This window comes from Acetobacter indonesiensis (genome assembly GCF_000963945.1).
GTDB lineage: Bacteria > Pseudomonadota > Alphaproteobacteria > Acetobacterales > Acetobacteraceae > Acetobacter > Acetobacter indonesiensis.
Window position 1 is genome coordinate 284,773 of the sequence record NZ_BAMW01000015.1, and the last position, 24,732, is coordinate 309,504.

The window sequence follows — 24,732 nt, forward strand, 5'->3', positions numbered from 1 at the left end:
GACAGGCGGGAAAGGAGGGCTGGCACATCATGGGTATTGAGTCGGGCTTTCTGGACGAACTGCGTGCCCGCACACCTTTGGCATCGGTTATCGGGCGGCGTGTCAAGCTGGTGCGGTCTGGCCGTAACTGGAAGGGATGCTGCCCCTTCCATGGTGAAAAAACACCATCATTTTATGTGTATGACGATCACTTCCACTGTTTCGGTTGTGGCGTGCATGGCGATGTCATCTCTTTTGTCATGCAAATGGAAGGTAAAAACTTCCCTGAAGCAGTGGAAGAACTGGCGACTTCTGCGGGAATGGCGGTGCCAAAAGATACCCGCCGCACGCACGAGGAAGTTGCCCATAGCCAGTCTCTGGAAGATGTTCTGGCGCAGACACAATCCGTGTGGTCTCAGGCGCTATACACGCCCGCGGGCCGCGCCGGGCTGGAGTATCTGCTGGGTCGTGGGCTGACCCGCCAGACGATTGAAGAATTTGGCTTGGGCTGGGCCGGTGATGGGCGCGGCGGGCTAACAAATGCTCTTGCGGCAAAAAACATCACTCCGCAGATGATGGCGGAAGCAGGTCTGATGCGTCTGGACGACGAAGGCCGCCCGAAAGGGGAATTGTTCTGGGGCCGCGTGACCTTTCCCATACGCGACCGCAAGGGCCGTCTGGTGTCATTTGGCGGGCGTATTTTGGGGGATGGTCAGCCCAAATACCTCAACGGCCCAGAAACTGCGTTATTTTCCAAACGCCGGCTGCTGTTCGGATTGGATAAGGCACGCGCCGCAGTGCGTGCGCCACGCCCCAAAGGCGCGCCTGTGACTGATCTGGTGGTGGTTGAAGGTTATATGGACGTCATTGCCCTGCATCAGGCCGGGTTTCGGGGCGCTGTGGCACCACTAGGGACAGCTTTGACGCCTGAACAGCTTGAGGTTCTCTGGCAGGTTGATCGTGCGCCCATCCTCTGTTTTGACGGAGATGGCGCAGGCCGGAGGGCTGCTGCGCGTGCGGCGGAAGTCGCACTCCCTTTGCTGAAAGCCGATCACTCCCTGCGTTTATGCTTGCTGCCCGAAGGGGAGGACCCGGATAGTCTCGTTCGGTCCCGTGGGGCGCAGGTGGTGGGGGAAATGTTTGCTACGGCCAGCCCTCTGGCTGACGTTCTGTTTGACCTGCTGGCGGGTGGTGTCAGTAATCCGGGGCCGGAAGAACGGGCGGCACTGCGCCACAAACTGGTCGAGACCGCGGCCCTTATCCCTGACAAGGCGCTGGCGTCAGAATATCGTTCAACGCTGCTTGATCGCTTTTTTGAGACTTTCAGGCGAAAAAAGGGGAAAGGGAATGGCTCGGGTGGCTCTTTCCCGTCCCGTTCCAGCGTTGTCGAAGCAGCCCCCATACAGTTGGACGCCGTGCAGGAACGGCAGCGTATTCTGCTGGCGTTACTGCTTCACTACCCGGAAATGGTGCCAGAAGTGGAGGAGGCACTGTGCCGCCTGAATTTGTCTGATGCGTTTTCAGACGTCAGGGGGATTCTGCTTGACCTCTCGGCGGAGGGGGCGTTGCCTGAAACGGGCGATGCCCTGCTGTCTGCACTGGCCGGACAGGATGAGGAGATGCTGGTACAACGGGTTCTGACCGGCGGCGCGTTGCCCTTATCTTTTGAAGAAAAAGACTCATCTCTGGCTGTGGCCGTTAGAACACAGTGGTGGCATTTTTACGGATTACTAAATTTTTCTCAGTTCCAGCAGCAGGTTGAGCACGAGGTGGCGCGCTTCTGGCAGAATGGGGGAGATTCGGCAGAATGGAAGCGGTTACAGCCACGTCTGGAAGCGTTAGCGCGCCTCAAACGCGGCGAAATGGAAGAACATGGGCTGTAGGCGTTGGAAGCGTTCAGGGAGCGTTCCTCTTGACTTCGGAGGCAGGATATCCCACGTCCTGCCCGCCCTGAAAAACTAAACAGTATGTATGGTGAACTGGTCGTTCTGCATTCTGTTGGGGATGCAGGCGGGGAGGGAGCAGGTCTGGCATGGCGACAAAAACAGCATCAGGTAACGTAGCACAGGCAGAGCAGGATGGTGACACCACCCTGCTGGATACGCAGTCTGCCGCGGTCAAAAAGCTGATCGCGAAAGGGCGTGAGCATGGGTGCATCACGTTTGATGAGCTGAATGCTGTTCTCCCGCAGGACAAGATGTCTTCAGAACAGATTGAAGACATCATGGCCATGCTGTCCGAAATGGGCATTCAGGTGGTTGAAAGCGAAGAAGGTGACGACGCGGAAAACGCCAAAAGCGAAAACGCTGACGGCGAAGAAGCGTCCGAGGAAGAAGCCGAGGAATCTGAAACACCTTCTGGCAACGTCAATACTGAAAATCTGGGCCGCACTGACGACCCGGTGCGCATGTACCTGCGCGAGATGGGCACCGTTGAGCTGCTGTCACGCGAAGGCGAAATCGCAATTGCCAAGCGTATTGAGGCTGGCCGCGATGAAATGATTGGCGGCCTGTGTGAAAGCCCGCTGACGTTCCGCGCCATTATCTCCTGGCATGAAATGATCCGTAACAACGAAATGCTGTTGCGTGACATTGTTGACCTGGAAGCCATGCAGGCTGGCGGTAACCCGCCGGGTGAAGGCGGCGAAGGTTTTGAAGGTGACGAGGCCGAGGAGTCAGACGAGTCTGATTCCGAGTCTGAAGGGGAAGCCGAAGGTGTTGAAGGTGAAGGCAGCGGCCTGTCACTTTCCGCGCTGGAAGAAAAGCTGAAGCCTGAAATTCTGGCCCATCTTGAAGAAATTGAGCCGCTGTACGAAAAACTGCGTCAGTTGCAGGTGCAGCGTATTGATGTGCTGACGGCCGGTGCCGAAGTTCAGGATCAGTCGGAAGAAGAATACGCCAAGCTGCGTGATGAGCTGGTTGGCAAGGTTGAGCAGGTTCATCTGCATAACAACCGGATTGAAGATCTGGTGATGCAGTTGAAGGAAATGTTCCGCAGCCTGAACGTGCTGGAAGGCCGTATGCTGCGTCTGGCTGAAAGCTGCCGCGTGTCACGCGATGACTTCCTGCTGAAATATCGTGGTCGCGAACTTGATCCGTCATGGATGGACATGATTTCCGCGCTGCCTGGTAAGTCATGGAAAAACTTTGTTGCCAAGCACAGCGACACGGTTGTTGACCTGCGAAACCAGGTTGCGGCTCTGGCACAGGACACTGGCCTGCCGATTGGTGAATTCCGTCGTGTCTATGCAACCGTAGCGCGTGGTGAACGTGATTCCGCACGCGCCAAAAAGGAAATGATTGAAGCCAACCTGCGGTTGGTGATCTCCATTGCCAAAAAATATACCAACCGTGGCCTTCAGTTCCTCGACCTGATTCAGGAAGGCAATATCGGTCTGATGAAGGCGGTGGATAAGTTTGAATATCGCCGTGGGTATAAGTTCTCGACCTATGCAACGTGGTGGATTCGTCAGGCTATCACCCGCTCTATTGCGGATCAGGCGCGCACCATCCGTATTCCGGTGCATATGATTGAAACCATCAACAAACTGGTGCGTACGTCTCGCCAGATGTTGCATGAAATTGGTCGTGAACCGGCACCGGAAGAACTGGCTGAAAAGCTGGGGATGCCGCTTGAAAAAGTGCGTAAGGTTTTGAAAATCGCCAAAGAGCCGATCTCTCTTGAAACCCCGATCGGGGATGAAGAAGACAGCCATCTGGGTGATTTTATTGAAGATAAGACGGCCATCATTCCGCTTGATGCCGCAATTCAGACCAACCTGCGTGAAGCCACAACCCGTGTTCTGGCCTCGCTGACGCCACGTGAAGAACGTGTGCTGCGTATGCGCTTTGGTATTGGCATGAACACCGACCACACGCTGGAAGAAGTCGGGCAGCAGTTTAACGTGACGCGTGAGCGTATTCGTCAGATTGAAGCCAAGGCCCTGCGTAAACTCAAACACCCGAGCCGCAGCCGTAAACTGCGGTCATTCCTGGATGATAACTGATATTAAAATTACGCCGTTAGAACCGGTTACCCGCATGAAGGTTGTTGTAACCTTCATGCAGATGAACAGCCCTCCGCAGGGGAAGCCTCTTTCCCTGCCGGAGGGTTGGTTCATTCAGGACAGTTTTTCGCCCACCGTTTCTGACTATCGCATGCTGCAAGACCGTGTGGGGCGTGCCTATTGTTGGTGGATGCGACAGGCTGCGTCTGATGCGTCCCTTCAGGCTTTTCTGGCCAGCGCGCCCATTCAGATAGGCCTTTTGCGTGAAGGTGATGCCATTCGTGGGTTCTTTGAGCTTGATCTGGCTAACCCGCAAGATATCAACCTGTCGTATTTCGGGCTTTTTCCGGATGCCGTTGGGCAGGGAGCGGGCAGGGCATTCCTTGATGCCGTTATCCGCATTGCGTGGGCGCATAAACCCGAATTCCTGCGTGTGAATACCTGCAACGCCGACCATCCGCGTGCTCTGCCATTGTATCGGGATATGGGGTTTGAGCCCGTGCGCGCTGTTGAGGAGGTCTGGGATGTGCCTCAGCGGCTGGGAATACCTATTCCGCGGAGATTTATTGTCTAATTCCCTTGTGTTTTGACCTGAAATGTGGTTGACACGCCATCTTCCCTGCTGGGTGCGTGGCATCGCCCCGGCTATACCCATTGCTTCCCTGTGAAGCACTGCCAGTCGAAATGGTTCGGCGCAGACGGGTTGACCTTATCCGAAGGGAGAAACAATGCCGCTTTATGAAACCGTGCTTATTGCGCGGAATGACATTTCCCAGCAGCAGGTTGACGCCATCGTTGATGGTATTGTCGCTCAGATTGAAGCCGATGGCGGTAGCGTGCAGAAGCGCGAATACTGGGGCCTGCGTACGCTGTCTTATCGGATCAAGAAGAACCGTAAGGGCCACTATGTGCTGCTCGGTCTGGACACGAAGTCTGACACGCTTAAGGAAGTTGAGCGTCAGCTGTCCATCAATGAAGACATCCTGCGTCTGCTGACGCTGCGTGTTGACGAAATTGATGAAGCACCGTCTCCGGTTCTGTCCCGCAAGGGCGATGATCGTGGTGAACGCGGTGGTTTCCGTGGTCCCAAGCCTGCTGGACGCTTTGAAAGCGGCCGTGGCCGTCGTTCTTCCGAAGACCGTGAAGAATATCGCGCCCGTGATGACAAGCCAGCCGATCTGGCTGACAACGAAGCGGAGTGATGCAGCATGTCTGACACAACAGAAATCAATCCCGCCGCACGCCGTCCTGCCGTAGGCGCACGTCGTCCGTTTTACCGTCGTCGCAAGTCCTGCCCGTTCTCTGGCCCCAACGCGCCGAAGATCGACTACAAGGACGTGCGTCTGCTGAGCCGTTTCCTGTCCGAACGTGGCAAGATCGTGCCAAGCCGTATCACGGCGGTGTCTGCAAAGAAGCAGCGTGAGCTGGCACAGGCTATCAAGCGTGCCCGCTTCCTCGCCCTGCTTCCCTACGTGATGAGCTGAGAGGGAAGATCATGGCCGTTACAGAAGTCATTCTGCTTCAGCGCGTCGAACATCTGGGTCAGATGGGCGATGTTGTGAAGGTTCGTCCGGGTTATGCCCGTAACTTCCTGCTGCCGCAGGGCAAGGCTATTCGTGCAAACGAAGCCAACCGTTCACGTTTCGACCGTGAACGCGCCCAGCTTGAAGCGCAGAACATCAAACGTCGTGAAGAAGCTGAGCGTCTTTCCGAACGTATGGAAGGTCTGGCTGTCATCCTGATCCGTCAGGCTGGCGACAGCGGTAGCCTCTATGGCTCCGTTTCTCCGCGTGATGTGTCTGAAGCCGTGACGGAAGCCGGTTTTACCGTGTCCCGTCAGCAGGTTTCTCTGTCTCATCCGATCAAGTCTCTTGGTCTGTATGAAGTGACAGTTGCGCTGCACCCGGAAGTTTCCGTGCCGGTTATCGTCAACGTGGCGCGTTCTGCTGAAGAAGCTGAACGTCAGGCACTGGGCGAAGCTGTTAGCCCGGAAGAAGAAGCTGAAGCCGCTGGCGACGATCTGCTTGTTGAAGGCGAAATCGTTGCTGACGACGCTGAAGGTGCTGCTACGGCAGAAAAAGACGCGGTTGCCTAATCGTCCTTTTTCTACCTGCTAAGCAAAAAGAGGGTTCGGAAGTAATTTCCGGACCCTTTTTTTTGGCCTATTGTGCCGACACCATAAGGCATGATGGAGCCATTGCAGATGAATCATCTTCTGGACCGCATTTTACGGCATTTCATTTCTTCAGGACGACTACACGTGACGTGGCCGGATGGCGCACAAACCGTCTATGAAGGTGCCGCGACGGGGCCAGAGGCAGCAATGGTGCTGAAAGATGCAGCAAGTGTCAGGGCGCTGTCCCTGAACCCCGGTCTGGCCTTTGGTGAAGGCTACATGAACGGTGGCATCGAGCCTAAAGACTGCACACTGTATCAGCTACTTGATCTGCTGATGCTCAACGCGATGTCTCCCGGTCATTTGCCCGAGCAGATTGCCGCCAGTTTCCGTTATGCCTGCCGTAGCTGGATTCAGTTCAACCCCATCAAACGGTCACGCCAGAATGTGGCGCATCATTACGATCTTGATAGCCGGTTGTATGATCTGTTTCTGGATAAAGACCGCCAGTATTCCTGCGCATATTTTCGGCGTGGGGATGAAACGCTGGATGATGCGCAGAGTGCTAAAAAGAAACATATTGCCGCAAAACTTCTGCTAAAACCGGGAATGGAAGTTCTGGATATCGGCTGCGGCTGGGGGGGGATGGGCCTGACCTTGGCGCGTGATTATGGTGCTATTGTCACGGGTATCACTCTTTCGGAAGAACAACTGACCATTGCTCGCCAGCGTGCCCGTGATGAGGGGCTGGAGGGGCGTGTCCGCTTTGAAATGCTTGACTACCGCAACCTGCGGCGGCGCTTTGACCGTATCGTGTCCGTTGGCATGTTCGAACATGTTGGCGTGCGGCATTACGGTGAGTTTTTCGATATTGTGAAAAACAGTCTGGTGGATGATGGGGTTGCACTCATTCATTCCATCGGCCGAAATGACGGGCCGGGCACAACCAATCCATGGATCAATAAATACATTTTCCCCGGTGGGTATTCTCCATCGCTCAGCGAAGTGTTAACGGCTGTTGAAAAATCCGGCCTGTGGGTGACGGATTGTGAGATTTTGCGTCTGCACTATGCCAAAACCATAGCGATCTGGCGGGAACGCTTTGCGGCCAACCGGGCGCGGGCCGTGGCTTTATATGATGAACGCTTTGCCCGGATGTTTGAATTCTATCTGGACGCTGCGGAACTTTCATTCCGTGTGCAGGGTCATATGAATTTCCAGATTCAACTCTCTCCGGCTATCGAAGCAGTCCCGCTGACACGCGACTATATGGTTGAAGCTGAAGGCCCAGTTTCTTAAGTCAGAAAAAAGACAGGGAAACTGATCTATTGCATGTTGCGTCATGCGGCAGATCAGTCCCTTAGAATATGATGCAGATGGTCAGGACAGATGATTAAGTTGAATTGAAGAGAGTGTCCGCTGTTATCTGCCGCATCTCCGTGTGCGATAGATCAGGAGGCGCGTGACAGCGCCAAATGTGCTTTTGCCAGACAATCAAATTCAGCAACGCTGAGCGTTTCCGCACGGCGGGTACCATCAATGCCTGTTTCAGCCAAAAGCTGTTCACCTTTCAGGCTTTTCAAAGACCCACGCAGCATCTTGCGCCGTTGCCCGAAGGCGGCTGCTGTAACGCGCTCCATTGCCTTGAACAAAGCAGGTTCTGGCTGTGTGGCGTGCGGAATAATGCTGGCCACAGCAGACCAGACAGCTGGTGGCGGGGTGAATGCCCCGGGTGGCAGCTTCATGACAATGGCGCATTGCGCACACCATTGGGCCAGAACGCCCAGACGTCCGTAATGGGGGCTATCGGGGGCAGCGCAAATGCGTTCAGCGACTTCAAGCTGGAACATCAGCGTCAGGCGTTCCCAAGCGTTTCCTTGCCGAAGCCAGCCGATAAGTAGAGGGGTCGCGACGTTATACGGCAAATTGGCCACGATATGGCGCGGAGCAGGGCAAAGTGTCGTTAAATCCTGCGTCAGGGCATCTGCTTCAACGACCGATAGCCTGCCAGGAAAATGAGCAGCAAGCTCGGTAATGATCCCAACCGCACGCGTATCAAGTTCTACCGCTGTGACGGATGCGGCAGGAGTGGCCAGAAGGGCGCGGGTTAGCCCACCGGGGCCGGGGCCGACCTCAACAACATGACGGCCTTCAAGTTTACCAGCCAGCGCAGCAATGCGCGCAGTGATATCCGGGTCAAGCAGGAAGTGCTGGCCAAGTGCCTTGCGGGCGTCCAGCCCATGCCGGCTAATGACATCCCGCAGGCTTTCAAGAGCAGGAAGCAGTGCCTCAGACTCCCTTATGTTTGCTGGCATGAACGTCCACAATCATGGCGCGGCGATGCAGATCGCTATCAAGCTGGCGGGCCGTCTGTTCCACTCGTTCGTTCATCAACTGGTCAGCAATTTCGCTGGGGGCGCGATCCGCGAAGTTCTTTTCCTTCTTGGCGCAGACCATGATCATGTCGATGCCGTCTGTGGAGACCAGAGGGCGGGATAGTTTGTTCAGCGGCAGAGAGAGCAGCAGATCACGCATCTGCGGGTTCAAGCGTTCCAGCTGCAATTCGCCGGGGTCCGTCGGGCGTTTTTCACCGTACTGTTTGTTGACGGCAGCCACTTCGTCACAGGAGGACAGTGTCTGTGCAAGATGAACGGCCTTTTGCAGGGTCTGCTGCTGCTGTGGCGTGACCTGTGCCGGGTTGAGTGGTGCATCAAACGGCAGGAAAGCCTGACGGATGGAAGCAACATGCCCTGGCTGATGCCCGATAACGCGTTTGGCGTTGACCGTTACAATGACAAAGCCGCCCGGCACCATAATGGGGTTGGAAATAGCACCAGCGCCAACAGGCATCTGCTTGACCATATTGACCACAGCAGGATCAAGTTCGTCCTCCTGCACCCATCCCATGGAGCCACCATCAAGCGCCGTCTGGCTTTCCGAAAACTGGGCGGCGACAATCGGGAAGGGCGCGCCCTTGCGCAGTTCCTGAATAATGGTGTTGGTGAAGGCAAGTTCTTCTTCAGAATGACGTGGGTCTTCGACCTTTACGAAAATTTCGCTCAGGTTGTATTCTGTGCGTCCATCTTCACGCTTTAGCGCTTCTTCACGCTGGGCGATCTCCTTGGCGCTGACGCGGCCACGTGCCCCCAGTTCCTGACGCAACACCTGCACCCAGCCAATCTGCACACGGATCTGGTCAATCAGAGTGGTCAGGGACACGCCGTCTTCTGCCAGTTTATTGCGCAGGGCGTTTTCCGGCATACCATTACGTTTTTCAATACCAGCAATGGCCGCGGCAATCTGTTCAGGCGGGACGTTAATATGGCGGCTGAGAATTTCCTGCGTGCGCAGACGTTCATCAACCAACTGCCGCACAATCTGCGGGCGCAGACGGGCCATCAGTTCCGGGTTGACGGGCAGGCCGGTGGAAAGAGCAAATAGCTTTCCACGATTATCCACATCACGCTTGGTCAACGGCACGCCATTGACGATCTTGAGGATCATATCATCCGGTTCTGGCTGCGTTGCCTGTGGGGCTGCGGTCTTGCCCTGGGCAGAATGCGTATGGTGCGGAGCAGCCAACGCCAGAGTGCCAGAAGAAGAAACAGTTAGCGCAGCCAGAGAGCACGCCAGAGTAAGAGAGCGCAGACGCATTCGGGACAGTCTTTCAGCTTTCTGCCGGAAAAGGAGCATAGTTTCTGATAGCGGAGCCAGCACGGTTTTTGAAGCAGTTCTTACTTCAGGCCGAAGGCACCAAGCGTTTTAAGGCTGACTGTAAACAGGTAGGTGGAGTTACGCTGCTGGCCACCAATCGAGGTGTATTGTTTGAGATACATGAAATCAATGCCGAAGCAGTCATTATTGTATCCAATATCCCCACCCAGTGACACGAATTCCTTCCGGGAAAGGCTGCGTCGTGCAAAGCCTGACAGATGCCAGTTTGCCCAGTCGGTTGAGAAGCCACCACTGAGTTCGCTGGTTTTGACGTAGTATATCGATGGCGGGCTGTAATCACGATAGTTGGTGGCGTAATAATAGTATGGCGTCACAGGTTCATAAATATACCCGCCGCGGATACGGAAATGCGGCACACCCGCGCTGAACAGCGCATCGCCAAAATTGACCTTGGTTGTATAGGGGTCAAGCCGCATACGGGCGTTGAAGTCAAAATACTGGTTGGGTGAAACGCGCGCCCGCATCACGACATCGGACGCATGATGATCAAGCCCGGAATAGGGAATGCGATCATGCGTGATGTGTTCCTGAAAGCTTTCCCCTGCAAGAAGGTCAACTTCATGGCCATCCCACGTCCAGTTAGCGTGAATGCCCACGTTGCCGCGCAGGCCGCCATCAAGCCGGTCGGTTCCCTGGTAGCGGTTGAGTGAAAACAGCGTGGAATCCGTAAACTCATACGCCATACTGTCTTCATTGGGGATGTAATCGTTCGCGCCAGTACCTGTGTTGGGCGCGTAGATACCCTGCACAATCGGTTCTACAATCTGCGTGCCGCGCCCGTGTTCAAATGTTCTGACAAAGGGCCAGTTGGTTTTTAGCGCGATGGTAGGCAGAACCTGACCGCTGGTGACGGTTTTGTTGTTCTGGTAATAGTTTGGCTGCTGATAGAGTTTGCGCGCACGATACACCATTGAATCAAGATGCAACGTCAGCAGGAACTGTTGCCCCAACCGGTTTCGGAATGGCCGATCCCAGTTCATTGCCAGCTGGCCACGTTGGTCTGACGTTCCGTTGGTTCGTCTGACGTTAAAGTCGTTGGTGTTCATGCTGAAACGACCGCCCCAGGCATCTGGCTGACTAAGGAAGCTATATTCGTAACGGGGCAAGACAAATGGCAGGTCAGAGTTACGGATAACACCCTGGTTCAGCCCCTGATAGAACTGACCATCAAGACGGCTGTAAGAGCCCGTACCAAAGCCTTCCAGATAAGCGTTTGAGTTCAGCGTATCAGACCCGTACCCCTGAATACGGTAATCGCGCATATAGTCAGCAGATGTTGCCAGATTTACATTGGCACCAGCGCGCCAGTATTTGTTGATGGCAATCTGCGCATTGGCAAAAATATAGCCCTGCACACCGTGGCCGCCACCGCCTTCAACATGGTTACCGAAATCGTTGGTATAGGAATCAGCGCGGTGGGTGTCATACGCCAGACCACCCTGAATGTTCAAAGACCCGAAATTAAACCGGTTGCGATACTGCGCGCTGATCTGTGGCCCTGTCTTAGTTGAGAACAGCCCCTGCACGGTAACGTCTGACTGGTCATCAATTACCCAGTAATAGGGGATGGTGAAGTATGTGCCCAGATAACGGTCATGCGGCGTGATGCCGGGCATCAGGAAGCCACTGTGCCGTTTGGCCGATGGGTCTGTCATGGAGAAATAGGGCAGGTACAGCACCGGTATGCCCAGAATATCCAGATAGGCATCGCGGAAATCAATGCGCTGATGTTCCAGATCCTGCGTGGCGTCATAAGCGCGGAACTGCCAGAAGGGCGCGCGTGTCTTGTCTTTTGCACAGATTTCGCACGCTGTGTACACAGCGCGGCTCATGTCATTGACCTTACCGCCCGTGCGACGCATGCCGTTCGCTGCCAGTTTGGCATTTTCTGGCAGAACGGCATTAACGTGCAGCATGATGCCATCTTTCATGCTGCCGGTCAGTTCTGCGTAGTGGGCGTATATGACTGACCCATCGGGTTGAACAGTGGCAACATGACCACGGGCTGCAACAACCCCTGTATCACGGTCATAGACAATTTTGTCTGCCCGCATCACATGGTCACCCTGCCAGACCTGAACGTTGCCGCTCCAGGTTACAGTGTGCTCGTTGTCATCATAGTCAACCTTATCTGCCTGAAAGGTTGCCGGATCGTCAGATGAGGTTGTGCTGCCCATATTCAGGTGCATCGGCTGTGGGCGGAACTGGGCATGTGCCACGCGTGGTGGCTCCAGAACGGCATAAGCCGCCACACTGCCCAAAGCCGTTGCGGCGGCCAGAGCGTGCCTACGGCGTAACAGCCGGATGCGGGAAGGCCGATAGGCCACGGTCAATCAGCCATCCTCCAGATGAAGCAACAACGAAATAGCAAGGCACAACCCGGCTACAGTGGGTGCCCATGCGGCCAGAACCGGCGGCAACGCACCTGAATTACCGAATTGCTCTGCGACTTTCGATATTGTGAAAAGCAGAAAACCGGCTGCAACGCCAGACCCGATCATCTGTGCCACGCCGCCACGTCTGGTTGGGCGCATGGAAAAACCGGCCGCAACCAGCGCCATTGTGCCAGCCAGCATAGGCAGTGCTAGCAGCGACTGGAAATGAATCCGGTGCCGGATGGAGGAAAAACCCGAGCGATCCAGCAGTTTGATAAAGCTGGGGAGCGCCCAGATGGACAATGTTTCTGGCGAGGAAAAACTTTCTTGCACACGGCCGACGGTCAGATCGGTCGGTAAATTAAATTGTCCGACTGAGCGCAGAACATCGTAGGGGCGCACGGTCTGCGCGTGTTCCAACACCCAGTTCTGGTTCCCCAGATATCCTTCAGGAGATTCGATTCGCAGCATCAGTTTGTCGTTATGGTCCAGACGGAACACACTGATTTCCTTGATGCGAATGACATTATCCTTACCCAACTGGACGCCGCGCGCATGCAGAATGGCCACACCGTGCGGGTCATATTGCGTATCTGACTGCCGCAGCCACAGCGAGCCGCTGGAAAGACTAAGCGGGCCACCGCCGGTGCGCAGATATTGCTGATCCAGTTCCTCGGCCCGCCGATACATGGAGGAGGAGACGGGAGAAATAATCCCGGTGGCGACAGCACCAATCAGCATGGCGCAGGCCAGCGGGCCAGCCAGAAACTGCCAGGCGGAAATCCCAGCCGCACGAGCCACAATCAGTTCTGACGAACGAGTCAGCCGCCAGAAGCACACAATACCGCCAAGCAGAATACCAAACGGGAGGATCTCAATCCCGAAATAGGGAACGTGCAGCGCGGCAATTTCGGTCACGACATTGGTCGAAACATCTGGTTTGGTGGCCACGCGCCGCAGCAGGTCAATGAAGTCAAACAGACAGACAATCCCTGTCAGAGACGCAATCATGGCCAGCACGGAAAAAACGAACTGACGCGCGATGTAGAGGGAGAGCGTAACGGAAACAACCATGGTGGCGCGCTAATCCCTTAAACCGAACGCGGCTGGGCGCGCGCAGCCTTAAGCTCTGGCCCAAACAGGATGACCGAACAGATAATACCGGGCAGCAGGGCAATAAGCGGGATAAGGGGAATGAGCGTCATGTTGCGGCTGGCGAGGTTCTGCAATAGCAGGTTGACCGCCAGCAGCCCGACAACAGTCAGCACCGCTGCCAAGGGGCGCTTAATATTCCCATGACGGGAAAAGACCCCGCGAAGCACAGCAAACAGCCCCACCATTGCGAAAGAAAAGCAGGTGAGGGGCGATGTCAGCCTACGCCATCCTTCCACTTTGAACTTGCCGGTATCGCGTGGTGAAACCTCTTTGGGGTCTGGATGTAGCAGTTCGTTCAAAGACATTTCAGCAGCATCGCGAAAGCGGGCGTCCTCCTGATGGGTGGAGGACATATCCATGGAATCCTGCTCAAACACCAGCATATCCAGCCGCCAGGTCTTGTGGTCGATAACCTGACGTGACCCATCGTAGAGAATGACGCGCGGAGTGTCGTTTACAATCATCATGGTGCCGTGATTGGCCAGAATGGTGGCACGTCTGTCTGGCTGGCGGTCGTCCTGCACCACAATACCATGCAGCGTACCATCATGGCTGCGCGAGCGGATATAGACCGTCATCACGTCAGAAACCTTGGTAAACACACCTTCCTGCAACATGAAGGCGGCCATCTTATTTCTGATCTGAAATTCATACTGACGGAACGCGTGGTAAGATGTGGGCACAATCCACAGATTGAGCATAAACCCCATAAGCGTTGCCATAATGGCGCAGGCCAGCCCCGGCCGTGCCAATGCAAGGGGGGATAACCCGGCAGCCCGCATGACAGTTAATTCGCGATCCCCGGCCAGCCGTTGGTAAACAAACAGGCTGACAACAAACGTGGTGATTGGCAGCACAACCGCCACAAATGAGGGAATAAGCAGGCTGGTGAGTTCAATGAACACACGCAGCGAAAGGCCACGGTCCACAACCAGTGACACGAAGCGGAGAGACTGCATAAGCCAGATCAAAGCCGCCAGACCGCCGGTTGTTGCCAGCAGGGCAACCAGAAGCTGATGAAAGACATAGCGGTCCAATGTGGGAACGCGGGCCTTCAGCCATGATGAAAATGAGCGGGCGGTCATGTGCCTTATCTACCCCCTCCTGACGCAAGGGCAACACCCCCTGATCAGGAAGATGCGCAAGAAGGGGAGGCTTCTACCGGTCAGATGCGGCTTTACCGTGGCGCTGACCGGAGAAAAGGACACAAAAAATAAATTTTAGACTTGGCGCAGAGACTCTGCGCCACAGGAAAGAACGATTGGTGCGAGGTCTGATCAGAACTCCTCGTAAGTGTCAGGGTCGCCGCCAATACGGTTGTTGGTGTCCAATTTGGCAATGGCGGCCAGATCATCCTCGTCCAGCGTGAAGTCAAAAATTTCAAGATTGGCGCGCATCCGGTCCGGGTTGCTGGATTTGGGGATGGGAATAATGTTCAGCTGGGTTTCCCACCGGAGCATGATCTGGGCCGGGTTGCGATTATGCTTTTCTGCGAGCGCCTTGATGGTCGGGTTGTCCATCAGGTCTTTGCCCAGCGGGCTCCATGCTTCGGTTAGGATATTATGCTGTGCGTTGAAGGCGCACATATCCGTCTGGGGAAAATCAGCATGAATTTCAATCTGGTTGACCACAGGCACAACACCCGTTTCCTGAATAAGACGGTCAAGATGGTGCGGCTTAAAGTTTGAAACACCGATAGAGCGGATTTTACCGTCTTTCTGGGCGACAATCATGGCCTTCCAGCTTTCGATATATTTATCCAGTTTCGGAAGCGGCCAGTGGATAATGTAAAGATCAACGTAATCGACGTTCAAACGCTGCAAGCTGGCATCAAGCCCGGCCAGCGCGGCATCATACCCTTGGTCTGCGCCACGAAGCTTTGTGGTCAGAAAAATATTACTGCGTTCAATTTCAGAGTTCTGAAGGGCATTGCCTACGCCAGTTTCGTTTTCGTAACTGGCAGCCGTGTCAATCAGTCGATACCCTGTCAGCAGTGCAGCCTGCACGGCGGTTTCAACTTCCTGATCTTTCATGGGGTAGGTGCCAAACCCTACGGCGGGAATTTTATGGCCATCGTTCAGGGTGAGAAGCGGGGCTGTGGGCATGCGTCTGAAACCTTCTGAAATGGGCAAAAGCGGACCCCGCCGCCTTATCAGGCAGCAGGCCGACATCATCAGACTTCAAACGCGACAGGTGCAGAAATGTTCCGAAAAAGGCTAATCAGAACAGCAGAATAACCCCGGCGGAGCCTGAGTTGTCGCTATTGCGGTTGCTATTATGGGCAGCGGATTCCGTATGGGCGAATTCAGCAACCAGATTGAGCCAGTCGGTCAGGCTATAATAGGCTGCACCAACTTCCGACTGATTGCGACGCACAAGAAGTGAGTCACTTTCGCCGGGGGCCTGATAGAGGTTGCTGACGCCATAACTGCCAACAAGTTTGAACTTCTTGGTAAAGTTATACATGGCCTGAACATAATAGCCTTCAGACGCACGCTTACGGCCATTGGCCGCTATGCCATCAAAAAACAGTCCCGTAGTGCCCAGCCCGCTACCGCGATAATAATAGGCCACACCCTGAAAGCCGCGATAGGTGAGTTTGGCACCAATTTCTCCGGCTTCAGCCATGGCACCCCGACGACCGCTTCCTTCCTCGGTCAGCAGCGAACTGGTGAGTGCCTGCTGGTGCTGCACAAGGAAGCTGGCCCAGATACGGGTCTGCACGCCGCCAATCTTGAAATCATACGTGCCTTTGCCCTGCACCATGGGCGAGGAATGCTGGGTTGATTCAGCCGATAGGCCTTGACCTGCAAAATTGAATTCATCAAGCGGCTGAAACACCCCAACAGAGCCCTGAAAGCCGTGAATGGTGGGGGAGACGTAGGAGATTTGCGGTATCCAGTCCGCATAGACATAGCCCACACCAATACGACCGAGCGAGGTGTTGCCGGGGGCTGCGTTACTGCCTGTTGAGCCAACACTTAACAATGTGGCGTCGTTCAGGATGGCGTCGCTGCCGAAAATAGCCAGATCACGGCCAACCTTGAATGTGCCGACATCCTTGTTCCCAAACGTGACGTAAACCTGTCGCAGATCAATGCCAGCCGTGCCCAGGCCAACGGGGCTGCCGCCGGTATTGGCGTTAAACGCACCGTTTTTGGCATTATTGATGCCGGGATACATGCCGACCACTGCGGACATATCAATGCCAGACTGCGTGGTGCTGAGTTTCAGAATAAACCCGGCAGGCAGCAGGCCGTTACGCACAGCGGAAGAGTCAAACCCGCTGGACCCCGTTGAAACACCCCCTGCCACCGGGCGGCCGCCAGCCGGGCTGTTGTAGGTATAAAAGCCGTTAATGAAGCCGGATAGGTTGATATCAACAGGCCCCGCTTTGAACGTCAGCCCCTTGCCGGGCACGTATTTGGCCACGCGGACAATGCTGTTGCTGTTCAGGGCATTTTGGGTGGAAAGCATGGCTTCCTGTGCGGATCGGGCACTGGCTTCGGCCCGGTCAGCAGCCTGTTGGGCGCGCATGCTGGCACTGTCCTCTGCCCCCGGATCAAAACGGATGCCATCTTCATAGCCACCATGAATGGCGTGCGTCACATGCGGCGTGGCATGCTGGGCCCCGGATAATGAGGGAGTGCTTGAGGTACGGATAGCGCGAGCAGGGCCGCTTCGCTGGGACGGGGAGGCACTATGGTGCAGGTGCTTTGCCAGCAAGGTGTCATATTCGTGCTGGGTCAAGCTACCCTTTGCCCGCAACACATCCAGCAGGTCGCTATAATCATCGGCAAAAGCAGCGGGGGCATCAAAACAGGACGCGCAGGCAGAGGCCGCAAGAATAGAGGCAAAAAGTGCGTGCTTCTTCGACGCCATGAATATCCGCTCCTTGGAATAAGATTTACTCTGTGGAAGAAGCGGGTAGGGGCCGTCAACACCCTGATGTGAGGGCTGTATAGGCATCTAACCACTCGATTCTACTGCATATTCCTGCGGCTAAATGGGCAGCCCATTCGCATGGCAGGACTGTGTATCCGCAGCATTAATCAGAGGGAAGAAACGAGGGGGTGCTCATAATTATTATAAAAAACGTTTAGAAACAGTATGATATATGCAGGCTGTTGCGGTCAAAAAACGTTATAACAAATTCAAAATGAAGAGCGAATGAACATCCAATTATTACAGTAATGAAGAGGAGATATGTGCAGAATACGGATTGTCAGGCGTTTATGACTGCATTTGACGTGGTGCATCCGCCTGACATGGTTGTATGGGACAGCCTATTATCACGGAGTTTTTATTGAACTTCCTGTGTGGGCTGCACGCGGTGGTTCACAACTTCGCCAATAATGACCAGCGTTGGGCTGACGACATCATGCTGGGTTGCCAGATCGGGCAGCGTATCAAGTGTGCCGGTAAAGACCCGTTGCTGTGGCGTTGTGCCTCGCTCAACCAAAGCGGCAGGCCACGTTCCCGGCAGGCCGTGTGTCTTCAACTGGGTGCATAAAAACGGCAGCATATTGAGCCCCATATAGATAACCACAGTCTGGCGACGCAGTGCTATGGTTTCCCACGCCAGTTCAAGCGTGCCATCTGCGCGGGCGTGGCCGGTAATGAACAGGCAGGCCTGTGCGCAATCCCGGTGAGTCAGGGGAATGCCCGCATAGGCTGCGCAGCCATTGGCGGCGGAAATACCTGGCACGATGCGGAAAGGAATACCTGCTTCCATCAGGGCCTCCATTTCTTCCCCGCCACGGCCAAAAATAAAGGGGTCTCCGCCTTTTAACCGCAGCACGCGCTCTCCGGCTTTTGCCCGGCGCACCAGTTCATCGTTGATGCCTTCCTGCGGCAGGGTATGGCGGTTGCGACGTTTGCCCACAAAAATGCGTTCAGCATCGCGGCGCACATAGTTAAGAATGTCTGGGCCAATCAGGTTGTCATACAGAACGGTGTCGGCATCTTGCATCAGCCGCAGGGCGGCCAGTGTCAGCAGGTTGGGGTCACCGGGGCCAGCGCCAACCAGCCAGACCTCGCCTTGCAGGGAATGGTCGTTCAGAAGGCGGTCAAGTTCCCGTTCGGCCCCGGCGGTATCGCCGCTAAGGGCCAGATGGCTGCCGCGACCATCCAGAAAGCGTTCCCATACTTGCCGTCTGTCCGACGGATTGGGTAGCTTTGCCCGCAACGGTAGACGCATGGTCTGCATGAAGTCTGCCAGCTTATGCAGACCGGCTGGCAGAATTTCCTCAATTTTGGCGCGCAATCTGCGGGCAAGAACCGGGGCTGCCCCGCCTGTCGAGACGGCCACCTGAACCTCGCCGCGGGTCGTCAGAGCTGGGGTAATGAAGCTTGAAACACCCGGATCATCTACCGCGCAGACGGGCACATTTGCAGCCTGACAGACTGCGGCAAGGCTGCGGTTCAGGGCGTTGTCATTCGTGGCAATGTAAACAAGGCGGCAACCCGGCAGTCTGGCAGTTACATCCGCTTCTGTTACATCTATCTGCACGTGGGTGATGACACCGTCTTCAGCCAAAGTCTGAAGCTCCGGGCTAAGTGCCGGGGACAGGACTTCAACGCGGGCACCCGTGGGCACAAGCAGTTGCACCTTGTTGGCCGCCACGTTGCCGCCGCCAATAACAAGCACACGTTCTCCGTCAAGCCGAAGAACAATGGGGAACCAACCGGTTTTAGAGGATGAGGGCTGCATAGGATAAGGAGCAAGCAGTCTTCACGGCGCTACGCAAGGGTTCAGCTTCTGTTCAAGGCAAAATTTTTCATTTTTCTGGCTTTTGTGGAACCTGTGCCATCATCCAGCCCAGATCAGGCGGGAGAGAAGAAGCCTATGCGGGTTTTCCGTCTGCATGATACTACCCCGAAAGGTTAAAATGTGCTGTCAGATACCGGTAGGAACAACGTCCTGCCACTTGCCCGTCATCAACACGCAAAGCCTGACAGTATGACAGAACAACTCGCCATTACGGTGCCGGATAAGGAACTGCATGCGTATGCAGGCCACCCTATCAAGTTTTTGCTGCGGTATATGCGGCATAGGGCTTTCGCGCATTGCATGGTGTTTGGTGCGGTTGGGGGCGCGATAGGGTGTTCGGTTCTGTCCTCGTACGGAATACGGCATCTGGTCGATATCATGACAGCCACGCCGCAGGGCTCATCGTCTTCTCCCGTCTGGGGCGCTGTCGGGTTGCTGATCGGGTTGATTATTGCCGATAACCTGTCATGGCGCGTGGCAGGCTGGTTTGCGTCCGGTACCTTTGTGGCTGTGACGGGTGACATCCGGCAGGATTTGTTCCGCTTTCTGACAGGCCATTCCCCAGCCTATTTTGCTGACCGTATGCCGACTTCTCTGGCCACGCGTATCGCAACTGCCGGAAATGTCAGCTTTATTATTGAAAACATGCTGGCGTGGAACGTGCTGCCTCCAGCCCTGAATGTCGTGTTGTCCGTGACGCTGATGCTCTCTGTCAGTTGGGTGATGGGCGGGGCGACAGTGATTACGGCGGCTGCCCTCTGTTTTCTGATGTTTCGTCTTGCCGTGCGTGGGCGCTCCCTGCATGGATTATATGCCGAAGCCGCAGCCGGGCTGGAAGGTGAAACGCTGGATGTCATGGGGAACATTGCACTGGTGCGGGCCTTTGGTATGCGGTGGCGTGAACGCCAGCGTTTCAATGCATTGGCGCAGAACGAAATGGGGCAACGTCTGAAATCCCTGCGCTATATGGAGCGGCTGCGGATGGTGCATGCCGCCCTGACAGCAGTGCTGACAACAGCATTGCTGATCTGGGCCGTGCTGTTGTGGCAGTGGCAGCAGGCGACCGTGGGGCAGGTGGTTATGGTCATAACCCTTGGGTTTGCCATTTTGCACGGTACACGTGACTTGGCGATGTCTCTGGTAGAAACAATTCAGCATAATGCCCGCCTTTCAGAAGTGTTGACGGCGCTTCTGGTGCCGCACGACATGCCAGATGCGGAAGACGCCACTGACATTGCCGGCCCAGTAAAAGGAGACGTGGCCTTTCGGGATGTCGATTTCTCCTATCCCGGTGGTGCGCCTGTCCTGTCTGATTTTGATCTGCATATTACGGCTGGTAGCCGGGTTGGGCTGGTCGGCCGTTCTGGGTCAGGCAAAAGCACGGTTCTGGCACTTTTGCAGCGGTTACGCTTCGTGCAGGCCGGTAAAATCCTGATCGATGGGCAGGATATCCGGGGCCTGACGGATGACGCTTTGCGCGCCTGTCTTTCTATTGTGCCGCAGGATGTCTCGCTTCTGCATCGCTCGGTGTTGGAAAATATCCGGTATGGTCGCCCGGATGCTACAGATGAACAGGTAAGGGCCGCCGCGCTGGCAGCCGGGTGTGCCGGGTTTATTGATGCCATGCCAGAAGGGTTTCAGACGATTGTGGGCGACCGTGGTGTTAAGCTGTCGGGTGGCCAACGGCAGCGTATTGCCATTGCCCGTGCTTTTCTGCGCAACGCGCCTATTCTTATTCTGGATGAAGCAACCAGTGCTCTGGACACAGAAAGCGAAGAGCATGTGCAGCGGGCGCTTGAGCGGCTAATGGTAGGGCGGACTGTGATTGCTGTCGCGCATCGGCTTTCCACATTGCGGAACTTTGATAGAATTGTTGTGATGCAGGATGGCAGGATTGTGGAGGATGGTCCTCCCGCCCAGCTTGAACAGCAGGACGGCCCTTACAAGTATTTTCTGAGCAAGCAGGTAACACACGCATGACATTGCAGGATGAAGACCTTACCGCCCTTACGGACCGTCCTGCCGGGCGTGGCGCGCTTGCCGCCTTTGCCTATCAGCAGATACGCGAACGGCTGATCCACAGTCATTATCGGGGTGGGGAACGGCTGGTGCTGCGCCCGCTGGCGGCCTCGCTCAAGCTAAGTCCGACACCCGTGCGTGAAGCCCTGCTGCGTTTGGTGTCTGAACAGGCGCTGGAACTGGATGAACGGAATACGGCGCGCGTGCCCGCCATTTCGCGCGCCATTTTTGTAGAAATCCACGCGCTGCGCGCTGATATTGAAGAACGTCTGGCCCGCAATGTTGCCGAGCATATCAAGCCAGAGCAGATTGCCGTGCTTGAGGAGTGTCACAACGCGTTCATCCGCGCTTATGAAGCGGAAGACTCCCATGGTACAGCGGTAGCCAATGCGGCCTTTCATAGCGCTGTGGCTGATTTTTCAACCTTGACCCTGACAGCAGGGTTTATGCACGGGTTATGGACCCGCATCGGGCCAATTTATGCCGCGGCAAATGGTCTGCCAGATATCAGCCCGGCTGACCCTAATCATCCCCATCTCAAACTGCTGGAAGCCTTTCGCCTGCACGATGCGACAAAAGCAGCAGAAGCGATGCGCCGGGATTTTGCGCAGGCTCAATCCTGGTTGGAACCGCTGCTGCCATCGTAATGGCCTTTGTGTGGCAACGGCTAAGGGCGTTCCTTGCGGTCTTTGACTAAAAAAGCCTGCCAAGGATCGTCTTGGCAGGCTTTTTTAATGGCTTGGTCTGATGCGAAACATCAGGCCGTTTTTGATTTTGCCTTCTCTGCATCCGCTTTGGTGCTAAGCGCTGGCTTGCCGTCTGTCAGGCCGGGAACTTCCACATCAATTTCCAGCGTGGAGCAATGGGCCCCACGGTCCAGTTTGATCTGCACTTTGTCCTGATCCACCGCAACATGGCGTTTGATGACTTCCATGATCTCCCGGTGAAGCTGGGCCAGCAGGTCGTCCTTGCCGTCCCCAACGGAAATACGTTCATGGGCCAGCAGAATCTGAAGGCGATCACGCGCAACCGGGGCAGAGGAGCGGCGCTTGAAGATGCCGGAAAGAAAAGAGCTCATGCGACTCTCCGTTTGAACAGCCAGTCAAAGAGGCCTTTACGTTCCGTGGGAATGGTAACTTCCAGTTTTTCACCGTTCAGGCGGCGGGCTGCATCGCCGTAGGCGCGGGCAGGGGCGCTGTCTGGTTCGGCAATGGTAACGGGAGCTCCCACGTTTGACGCCCGCAAAACATCTCCACTTTCAGGGATGATACCCAGCAGCGGAATGGAAAGAATATCAAGCACGTCGTCAGTGCCCAGCATGTCACCCTTGGCGGCGCGCTGCGGGTCATACCGGGTAATGAGAAGATGTTTGTCAATCTTCTCGCCCTTTTTGGCCTTTTCTGTCGTGCTGTCGAGCATGCCGATAATGCGGTCACTATCACGCACGGAAGACACTTCCGGGTTTGTGACAATCACGGCAACATCGGCATGATACATGGCCATCTGGGCACCGCGCTCAATGCCAGCCGGGCTGTCGCAGATAACCCAGTCAAACTTCTTGCGCAGGTCGGCAATAACCTTTGCCACACCTTCAGACGTCAGGGCGTCCTTGTCGCGCGTTTGGGAGGCCGGAAGCAGGGACAGGTTATCAACCCGTTTGTCCTTGATAAGCGCCTGCGCCAGATTGGCATCACCCTGAATGACGTTGATAAGGTCAAACACCACGCGGCGTTCAGCACCCATAACCAGATCAAGGTTACGCAGGCCGACGTCAAAATCCACAAGCACAACAGACTGACCTGCTTTGGCCAGCGCGGCGCCCAGGGCTGCGGTTGTTGTGGTTTTACCCACCCCACCTTTGCCTGACGTGACGACCAGAACCTTTGACATTTATCTTATTCCTCTTTGTCTTAGTCTGCTCTCGCCATCATCAGGATGTGACGGCTGTGTTTGCAGCAAGATTACAATCTGTGGCCGAAAAGGGAATGCAGAATATTTAACAAATCTACATTCTTTTTGAAAAAAATGCCGCAATTAAGCCATTGGAACGAAAGTCAGTGTTTCCCCTGCCAGTATGACCTGTGTGGGTTTTCCGTTTCGTTCTGCATCCATTTCTTCAGCCGTGGCGTAAAACCCGTCTATGGCTACCAGTTCTGCTTCCAGATGGCGGGTAAAAATCCGGGCGTTGGCATGCCCCCCAATTCCGGCAATGGCGCGCCCACGTAGGGCACCATAAACGTGAATGGACCCTCCGGCTGAAACTTCAGCGCCCGAGGCGACTGACCCCAGAATGACAACATCCCCATCTGGCCAAACAATATGCTGGCCAGACCGCACGGGTTCTTCTAGCAGCAGGGTGCTGGGGCCGGGCGGGGGGGGCACGTCTTCTTCGGGGGCTTCCATCTCACCCGATGCGCGGCCGCCGACAAAACTTTCCGGCCAGTCCCAGTCAGCAACGGCAGGCCATGCGCGGTTTCCGCCTTCAATGCCGATAATACGCACGCCGCGTTCTTCAAGCGCGCTTTTCAGGTAGGTCAGGTTCGGTGTGTGTTCATCAAGCAGGCTGAGGTCAAGAATAATGGGTTTGCCTGCAAAAAAACCGGCAGAACGTGCCAGCTGCTGGTCAAGTGCCTGTAGCCAGTCTTCAAGTGGAGCCTCTGGCGTGAGGGTTAATGCCAGAAAAGACCGGCCGGAAAGACGAATACGGGGAGGGGAAGGTGGCTTGCCAGACAAGGGAGCGTGGTCTCACTGGGTAAGGTCAGATGGAATGATGCAGTGGTATAGCCCGAAGGCTTGTCTGTCGAGCATATGACGCACAAACAGGTTAGCCGCGCAGATTTGATGCATGTTTCCGCAATTTATCCTCTGGTGCCGAAGCAGACAATGTCATAAATCTGCGACATGCGTACCCTTTTTCATCTCCCGATTTCGCCCTATTGCCGCAAGATCCGTCTTGTATTGGGTGAAAAGCGCCTGCCGTTTGAAGCAATTGTTGAACGGGTGTGGGAAGAACGCCCGGAATTTCTCGCCATGAACCCGGCGGGTGAAGTGCCTGTTCTGGTTGAAGATAACGGCCTGATTGTGCCTGATTCACACGTTATCTGCGAATATCTGGAAGAAGCGTATTCTGACACGCCCCTTCTGGGCCGCACGTTGGCAGAACGTGTTGAAGTACGCCGTCTGGTCGCGTGGTTTGACGGCCATTTTGCAGACGAAGTCACCAACCGCTTTATTGGTGAACGCGTGATGAAGCGGTTGAGTGGACGTGGCAACCCGGATGGCACCGTGCTGCGTGAAGGCTATGCCGCCATGAAGCCGAACCTGAAATATGTGAACCATCTGGCAGAAAACCGGACATGGCTGGCAGGTAACTTCCTGTCGCTGGCAGATTTCGCGGCGGCAGCACATCTGTCCTGTCTGGATTTTATTGGTGATATTGATTGGTCACGTGTTCCGGCTGTGCGTGACTGGTATGCCCGCATGAAGTCACGCCCCTGTTTCCGGCCACTGCTGTCTGATCGTGTTTCCGGTATTACGCCGCCTGATTACTACGCCAATCTCGACTTCTGATATA

General features: G+C 55.4%; 21 protein-coding genes. 10 read left to right on the forward strand and 11 right to left on the reverse strand.

Annotated elements, in window-relative coordinates; all coding sequences use genetic code 11:
* Positions 1-29 precede the first annotated feature (29 nt).
* The 7 genes from dnaG (at position 30) to Abin_RS06215 (ending at position 7,400) form a co-directional block, all read left to right on the forward strand.
* Positions 30-1,862 carry a DNA primase gene (gene dnaG / locus Abin_RS06185; RefSeq protein WP_048845451.1) on the forward strand — a complete coding sequence of 611 codons (1,833 nt, stop codon included), beginning with the start codon at positions 30-32 and terminating at the stop codon, positions 1,860-1,862.
* Positions 1,863-2,011: 149 nt separating this feature from the next.
* A complete protein-coding gene (rpoD, locus tag Abin_RS06190) occupies positions 2,012-3,985 on the forward strand; it encodes an RNA polymerase sigma factor RpoD (protein ID WP_048845452.1) in 1,974 nt (657 codons plus the stop codon).
* Complete coding sequence (locus tag Abin_RS06195; protein WP_048845453.1) at positions 3,975-4,559, forward strand: GNAT family N-acetyltransferase; 585 nt, start codon at positions 3,975-3,977, stop codon at positions 4,557-4,559. The genes rpoD and Abin_RS06195 overlap by 11 nt, the downstream gene beginning before the upstream one ends.
* Before the next feature lie 154 nt (positions 4,560-4,713).
* On the forward strand, positions 4,714-5,187 hold the full coding sequence (gene rpsF / locus Abin_RS06200; protein WP_048845454.1) for a 30S ribosomal protein S6: 474 nt from the start codon (positions 4,714-4,716) through the stop codon (positions 5,185-5,187).
* 6 nt (positions 5,188-5,193) lie between these two features.
* Complete coding sequence (gene rpsR / locus Abin_RS06205; protein WP_048845455.1) at positions 5,194-5,469, forward strand: 30S ribosomal protein S18; 276 nt, start codon at positions 5,194-5,196, stop codon at positions 5,467-5,469.
* Between the two features lie 11 nt (positions 5,470-5,480).
* Positions 5,481-6,080, forward strand: a complete 600-nt coding sequence (gene rplI / locus Abin_RS06210; RefSeq protein ID WP_048845456.1) for a 50S ribosomal protein L9 — start codon at positions 5,481-5,483, stop codon at positions 6,078-6,080.
* A gap of 108 nt (positions 6,081-6,188) precedes the next feature.
* A complete protein-coding gene (locus tag Abin_RS06215; RefSeq protein WP_048845521.1) occupies positions 6,189-7,400 on the forward strand; it encodes an SAM-dependent methyltransferase in 1,212 nt (403 codons plus the stop codon).
* A 152-nt stretch (positions 7,401-7,552) separates the two neighbouring features.
* Here the strand turns inward: Abin_RS06215 and rsmA are convergent, their stop codons facing one another.
* From rsmA to cysG, 8 genes are all read right to left on the reverse strand, one after another.
* A complete protein-coding gene (rsmA, locus tag Abin_RS06220) occupies positions 7,553-8,416 on the reverse strand; it encodes a 16S rRNA (adenine(1518)-N(6)/adenine(1519)-N(6))-dimethyltransferase RsmA (protein ID WP_048845457.1) in 864 nt (287 codons plus the stop codon).
* Positions 8,391-9,755 (reverse strand): peptidylprolyl isomerase, encoded by a 1,365-nt coding sequence (locus Abin_RS06225; RefSeq protein ID WP_048845522.1) that lies wholly within the window; start codon positions 9,753-9,755, stop codon positions 8,391-8,393. The genes rsmA and Abin_RS06225 overlap by 26 nt, the downstream gene beginning before the upstream one ends.
* An 80-nt stretch (positions 9,756-9,835) precedes the next feature.
* Complete coding sequence (locus Abin_RS06230; protein WP_048845523.1) at positions 9,836-12,163, reverse strand: LPS-assembly protein LptD; 2,328 nt, start codon at positions 12,161-12,163, stop codon at positions 9,836-9,838.
* 6 nt (positions 12,164-12,169) lie between these two features.
* Complete coding sequence (gene lptG / locus Abin_RS06235; protein WP_048845458.1) at positions 12,170-13,285, reverse strand: LPS export ABC transporter permease LptG; 1,116 nt, start codon at positions 13,283-13,285, stop codon at positions 12,170-12,172.
* Positions 13,286-13,302: 17 nt separating this feature from the next.
* The gene (lptF, locus tag Abin_RS06240; RefSeq protein ID WP_048845459.1) at positions 13,303-14,451 is read right to left on the reverse strand and encodes an LPS export ABC transporter permease LptF; all 1,149 of its coding nucleotides are present in this window, start codon (positions 14,449-14,451) and stop codon (positions 13,303-13,305) included.
* Positions 14,452-14,643: 192 nt separating this feature from the next.
* Positions 14,644-15,471, reverse strand: a complete 828-nt coding sequence (locus Abin_RS06245; RefSeq protein WP_048845460.1) for an aldo/keto reductase — start codon at positions 15,469-15,471, stop codon at positions 14,644-14,646.
* Positions 15,472-15,586: 115 nt separating this feature from the next.
* The gene (locus Abin_RS06250; protein ID WP_048845524.1) at positions 15,587-17,248 is read right to left on the reverse strand and encodes a porin; all 1,662 of its coding nucleotides are present in this window, start codon (positions 17,246-17,248) and stop codon (positions 15,587-15,589) included.
* Positions 17,249-17,669: 421 nt separating this feature from the next.
* Entirely contained in the window at positions 17,670-19,079 is a 1,410-nt protein-coding gene (gene cysG, locus Abin_RS06255; protein WP_048845461.1) for a siroheme synthase CysG, read from the reverse strand.
* 249 nt (positions 19,080-19,328) lie between these two features.
* On the opposite strand from cysG, the gene Abin_RS06260 reads away from it, so the two are divergent.
* Complete coding sequence (locus Abin_RS06260; protein WP_048845462.1) at positions 19,329-21,119, forward strand: ABC transporter ATP-binding protein; 1,791 nt, start codon at positions 19,329-19,331, stop codon at positions 21,117-21,119.
* Positions 21,116-21,805: a GntR family transcriptional regulator gene (locus Abin_RS06265; RefSeq protein WP_048845463.1), complete on the forward strand. Its 690-nt coding sequence runs from the start codon at positions 21,116-21,118 to the stop codon at positions 21,803-21,805. Before Abin_RS06260 ends, Abin_RS06265 begins: the two co-directional genes overlap by 4 nt.
* A gap of 110 nt (positions 21,806-21,915) precedes the next feature.
* Here the strand turns inward: Abin_RS06265 and minE are convergent, their stop codons facing one another.
* The 3 genes from minE to minC all read right to left on the reverse strand — a co-directional run bounded on the left by minE (position 21,916) and on the right by minC (position 23,891).
* Positions 21,916-22,236 (reverse strand): cell division topological specificity factor MinE, encoded by a 321-nt coding sequence (minE, locus tag Abin_RS06270; protein ID WP_048845464.1) that lies wholly within the window; start codon positions 22,234-22,236, stop codon positions 21,916-21,918.
* Positions 22,233-23,048 (reverse strand): septum site-determining protein MinD, encoded by an 816-nt coding sequence (minD, locus tag Abin_RS06275; protein ID WP_048845465.1) that lies wholly within the window; start codon positions 23,046-23,048, stop codon positions 22,233-22,235. The genes minE and minD overlap by 4 nt, the downstream gene beginning before the upstream one ends.
* 144 nt (positions 23,049-23,192) lie before the next feature.
* Complete coding sequence (gene minC / locus Abin_RS06280; protein WP_048845466.1) at positions 23,193-23,891, reverse strand: septum site-determining protein MinC; 699 nt, start codon at positions 23,889-23,891, stop codon at positions 23,193-23,195.
* A gap of 168 nt (positions 23,892-24,059) precedes the next feature.
* On the opposite strand from minC, the gene Abin_RS06285 reads away from it, so the two are divergent.
* Positions 24,060-24,728 (forward strand): glutathione S-transferase family protein, encoded by a 669-nt coding sequence (locus Abin_RS06285; protein ID WP_048845467.1) that lies wholly within the window; start codon positions 24,060-24,062, stop codon positions 24,726-24,728.
* Positions 24,729-24,732 lie beyond the last annotated feature (4 nt).